4 protein-coding genes are annotated in these 4,893 nt (G+C 71.6%); all 4 read left to right on the forward strand.

Going from position 1 to position 4,893, the window contains the following annotated elements:
- Positions 1-1,025 (forward strand): hypothetical protein (locus tag VIB55_RS08190; protein WP_331876186.1); only part of this gene is annotated, 1,025 nt, incomplete at its 5' end.
- A complete protein-coding gene (locus VIB55_RS08195) occupies positions 1,022-1,996 on the forward strand; it encodes a lysophospholipid acyltransferase family protein (protein ID WP_331876187.1) in 975 nt (324 codons plus the stop codon). The genes VIB55_RS08190 and VIB55_RS08195, both read left to right, overlap by 4 nt.
- Positions 1,993-3,729 (forward strand): hypothetical protein, encoded by a 1,737-nt coding sequence (locus VIB55_RS08200; protein ID WP_331876188.1) that lies wholly within the window; start codon positions 1,993-1,995, stop codon positions 3,727-3,729. Before VIB55_RS08195 ends, VIB55_RS08200 begins: the two co-directional genes overlap by 4 nt.
- A 4-nt stretch (positions 3,730-3,733) precedes the next feature.
- On the forward strand, positions 3,734-4,801 hold the full coding sequence (locus tag VIB55_RS08205; RefSeq protein WP_331876189.1) for a glycosyltransferase family 9 protein: 1,068 nt from the start codon (positions 3,734-3,736) through the stop codon (positions 4,799-4,801).
- Positions 4,802-4,893 lie beyond the last annotated feature (92 nt).

The raw sequence follows: 4,893 nt of genomic DNA on the forward strand, positions 1-4,893 counted from the left end.
AATCGGACGTGGGGCTGCTTTTGAGCGGCGGGGAAGATGCGCGGGCCGTGCTCGGCGCGATGCCGCATGGCGTCCCGGTTCGCGGCTTCATCTACGCGGAGGCGGAGCGGCGCGAGGTACGCGCCGCTCGCCGCGTGGCCCGAGCCTACGGCGTGCCGCTTACCTTTGCGCCGCGCCCGCCGGGGCACGACCTGCTGCACATGGAGACGGTAGCCGCCATGGTCGGCACGCAGAACGAGTTCGTGGACGTGCACGGTTACGGCCTGCACGCTACCCTGGCACTCGACCGCCTTCCCGTGGTGCTGGGCGGCTTCTCGTCCGACGCCCTCCTCAAGGCCGACAACGTGCCGCCCAAAGCTTCGCAGCGGGTGCGGCGTGGCGGCCAGGCCGGGTTCCGCACGCTGCGCCCGCCTGCGCTCCCCGGCGTCCGCCCCGAGCTGCTGGCCGAGGCGATGGCCCGTCGCGACGCGTATCGCCGCTCGCTCACGGAACTGCGCCCAGCGTCGGCGGACGAATGGTCGTTCATCTACCCGTTCAGCATGCGGAAGTACGCGGCCAACCTGCACGGGAACCGGCGGCTGTGGCGCAGCCACGAGCCCTATATGGGCAACCCGGTCGTGCGGATTGCCACCGCGGTGCCGCAGTCGTGGAAGGTGGGCCGGCAGATGTTCTACCGGGCGGTGCGTCCGCTGCTGGCCCGCTCCTGGCACGTGCCGCACACCCGCAACCGGCTGCCGTACTTTCCGCCAGCGGTGAACGCCGCCGTGCGTCCGCTGCTGGGCGCCGCGCGCGGCTTTCGTGCCCTCGCCACGGGGGAGCTGCGGGTCAACCAGGAGTCGTGGCCCGTCTGGGCCGAACTCGTGCAGACGGGGTGGATGGGCGACGCCGAAGCGCGGCACCCCGCCGCCGAGTCGCCCATCGCCGCCGTTTTCGCGCCGGGCACGGATGCCGCCGCGGCGCGGACGAACTGGCCGCCGCTCAGCCGCCTCGCGCTGCTGCAACTCGCGTATCTGACCCGCCGATGAAGAACGACGTGAACGACGCCGCGCCTGCACCCCGGCCGGGGAAGAAGCCCCGCTTCGCGCACCGCCTGGAGTTCGGTCTCACGCGCAGCCTGGAGGCGGCGGTAAGCTCGCTTCCCGAGGGTGCGGCGGACGACTTCGGCGCGGGGCTCGGGCGGATGGCGTACCGGCTGAAGCTGCGGCGCGACGTGGTGGAATCCAACCTCCGGCTCGCCTACCCGGCCGCCGACCCTGCGTGGATCCACGCGACGGCGCGGGCCTCGTACGAGCACCTGGGCCGCGAGGCGGCGGCCATGCTGCGGCTCGCCCGGCTGGACCGGCAGGCCGTCATCGACCGCACCGACGTCACGGGCGACTGGCCCAAGCTGGAAGCCGCGCTCGCTGGTGGGAAGGGCGTGCTGCTGGTGACCGGCCACTACGGAAACTGGGAGCTCGCCGCCGCGGCTGTGGCGGCTCGCGGCATCCCCATCGCCGCGATCGTACGCCGCCAGGGCAACCCGCTCTTCGACGCGCGGCTGACCGCCACGCGCGAGCGGCTGGGCGTGCAGACGATCTCCCAGCGCGAGGCACCATCCCGCGTTCCCCGCTTCCTGCGGCAGAACGGCGTCGTGGGCATCGTGGGCGACCAGGACGCGCGGGGCGCGGGGATCTTCGTTCCGTTCTTCGGGCGTCCGGCGTCCACGCACCGGGGACCGGCCGTGTTCTCCCTGCGGTTCGGCGCTCCCGCGTTCGCCTGCGTCGCCCGAAGGCTGCCGGGACCGGGCGTGCGCTACCGAGTTTCCGGCCAGCAGGTGGACGTGCCGCGGACGGGCCGGCTGGACGACGACGTGGAGGCGCTGACGGCCGCTCTCGCTGCACGCCTGGAGGCCGAAATCCGCGAAGCGCCGGAGCAATACTTCTGGTTCCATCGCCGGTGGAAGAGCAAGCCGCCGGTCGAGGGGCAGACGCCGTTGCCGGCCGCGCCGGACGAATGAGCGACTTCCTGTTCTCCACCCGCCAGCGTCCGCCCGGCGAACTGCAGTCCGCGCTCGCCCGCTACCTGTCGCACGTGTCGGTTTCCATAGAGGAGCGGCACGGGGCGTGGGGATCGCTGGCCGTGGCGCGCGCACACCACGATCCCGCGGACGTGCTGGTGGAGGAGGACGGCTGGTTGAGCGTGCTGGTCGGCGAGCCGGTCGTCCATGGGGAGGGGGAGCCGTCCGCACGGTCGCGCGTGGGGGAGCGGCGGCGGGCGGTGCACCGGCTGCTGAAGTCCGAGCCGCGCTGGGCGTGGGAGCGGTCGATCGACAGCGGCTTCGCGGCCCTCGCGATCGATACGGCCGGTGGCGGGATGGTGCTGACGGACATCGCCTCGTTTGTGCCCGTGTTCGTCGCGCGGGTGGCGGATGCGGAGCTGGTGATCGGCACGCACGTGGACGCGGTGGCGCGCGCGGCGGGGCGAGGACGTGACATCGATCCCGTCTCCGCCGCCGACCTGGCGATCAACCTCACCTGCACCTTCCCGCACACGCTCTACCCCGGCGTGGAGCAGTTTCCGCCAGGTACCGCACGCCGATTCCGATCGGACGGCTCCTGGGATGAGGCGCACGCGTACTGGCGGCCCGTCGAGCGCTCCGCGTACCGAACGGTCGATGAAGCGGCGGAGACGCTGCGGGCGGCGGTCGTCGGTGACGTCCGCGCCGCGTGTGAGGGCGCCGGCGAGGTGGGGCTGCTGCTGAGCGGGGGTGAGGATGCGCGCGCCGTCCTCGGCGCGGTGCCGCCGGACGTGCAGGTGCGCGCGTTCGTTTACGCCGACTGGCAGAACCGCGAGGTGAAGGTGGCGCAGGCTGTGGCGCGGGCGTACGGCGCCACGTGCACCTTCGGGCCGCGCGAGCCGGATCATTACGTGACCGGGCTGGAGCCGGTGGCGCGGATGATCGGCAGCCACAACAACTTCATGGACGTGCACGGGTGGGGATTCCATGAGCGGCTGGGCATCCGTGACCTTCCCGTGGTGCTCGGCGGCCTGTCATCGGACTCGTTCCTCAAAGCCGAGCACGCGCCCGCCACCGCCTCCGACGTCGACCGCTTCGAACTGCCGAACGCGGAGGTCATCCGTCCCGAGCTGCGTGAAGCCGTTATCGAGCGGAGGCTCCGATTCCGCCGCTGGCTGGCGGAGTTCCGCCCGAAGACTGCGACGGAGTGGGAGAAGCTGTGGCCGTTCACGCAGCGGAAGCACTCGGCGAACGTGCACGGCAACCGCCGCCTGTTCGCCGCCCACGAGGTGTATCACGCCGTCGCCGTCGTCACGCTCGCGGCGTCGGTACCGCAGGAGTGGAAGTACAACCGCAAGCTCTTCCACGCGGCAATGAAACCCCTGTTCCGCCGCTCGTGGTACGTGCCGCACTCGCGGTGGCGGTTCCCGTTCTTTGGGCATGCGGCCAACCTGCCGCTCAGCGCCGGGCTGCGGATCACCCGCGGCGTCCGCGCCTTGGCGACGGGGCAGGTGAGGGCGCGGCACCAGCCCTGGCCCAAGTGGCGCACCGTCGTGCGCTCCGCCGCCGCCGAGCGCATCCAGCGCGAACGCCCCGCGTGGGAAACGCCGCTCCGCGACATCTTCGTCGATGCCCCGGGGGACGAGCTGCAGGCCGGCGTGCGCCAGTGGCATCCGCTCCGCGAACTGATGCTGATGCAGCTGGCCTACCTCGCCGAACGAGCGGCGGAGTAACGGCATGAGCGAGCTCCGCTGGCCCGCGCAGAACATCTGCATCGTCCTGCTCACGGGCTTGGGCGACGTGGTGCACGGCCTGCCGTTGGTGAACGCGCTCAAGGACGACGATCCCACGCGCCGCATCACCTGGATCGTAGAGCCGATGCCCGCGCCGTTGCTGACGCCGCATCCGTCCGTGGACGAGGTGATCGTCTACGAAAAGAAGCGTGGACTTCAGGGCGTATTGGACCTGCGCCGCGAGTTGGCGGGACGGAAGTTCGACCTCACGTTGAACCTGAACGTGTACTTCAAGAGCGTGTGGCCCACGGTGCTCTCCGGCGCGCCGCACCGGCTCGGATTCGATCGGGGCCGGTCGTTCGAGGGGGTGTGGATGTTCAGCAACCACCACCTGCAGCGCCGGCCGCGCGCCCACACCCAGGACATGTTCCTGGAGTTCCTGGAGGCGCTGGGGCTGCCCGTGCCGACCGGGCTGGAGTGGCGCATCCCCATCACCCCGGATGAACGGGCGGCGCAGGCGGCGTTCTTCGGGGAGCTGGATGGGCGGCCAGTGGCGGCAATCGTCCCCGCGACGGCGAATCCAAAGAAGGACTGGTACGCGGACCGCTGGGCGCAGGTGGCGGACGCGCTGGACCGCGACTTCGGGTTCCAGGTGACCCTCGTGGGCGGGCCGGGCGCGCGTGAGCAGGCGATCGCGCGCGAGATCACCGAGAGGGCGGCGACGAAGCCCGTGTGGGCGCTGGCGGATGGGATTCGCCGCCTCGCCTGGCTGCTGGACGGCAGCTCGCTCGTGCTGGGGCCCGACACCGGCCCGGTGCACATCGCGCGTGCGATGGAAAAGCCGGTCATCGGGCTGTACGGGCACACCAACCCGTGGCGGGTGGGGCCCTGGCGGAAGTACCAGGACCTGTGGATCGACACCTACACCGATCCCGGCGCGCAGCCCGACCCCAGCGGCTGGTTCCCCAAGCTGGACCGCATGGAGCGCATCACCCCCGATGACGTGCTCGGGAAGGTTCAGCGCGCGGTGGACCAATACGCGGCTCTCACCCCGCCGCGCTGGGGCGACTGACGTCGCGGCAACAACGGCCCGAAGTCCGCCTTCGCGGACTGCACGCGAAGCCGAGTGCGCGTGGCCAGCGGAGGTGCAATCGCAGTCTCCCC

This window comes from Longimicrobium sp. (assembly GCF_036554565.1).
Classification (GTDB): Bacteria; Gemmatimonadota; Gemmatimonadetes; order Longimicrobiales; family Longimicrobiaceae; genus Longimicrobium.

What these genes read in the sequence shown, in the direction of transcription:
- VIB55_RS08205 (WP_331876189.1), top strand. Translation starts at nt 3,734, where the DNA reads ATGAGCGAGCTCCGCTGGCCCGCGCAGAACATCTGCATCGTCCTGCTC.
- VIB55_RS08200 (WP_331876188.1), top strand. Translation starts at nt 1,993, where the DNA reads ATGAGCGACTTCCTGTTCTCCACCCGCCAGCGTCCGCCCGGCGAACTG.
- VIB55_RS08195 (WP_331876187.1), top strand. Translation starts at nt 1,022, where the DNA reads ATGAAGAACGACGTGAACGACGCCGCGCCTGCACCCCGGCCGGGGAAG.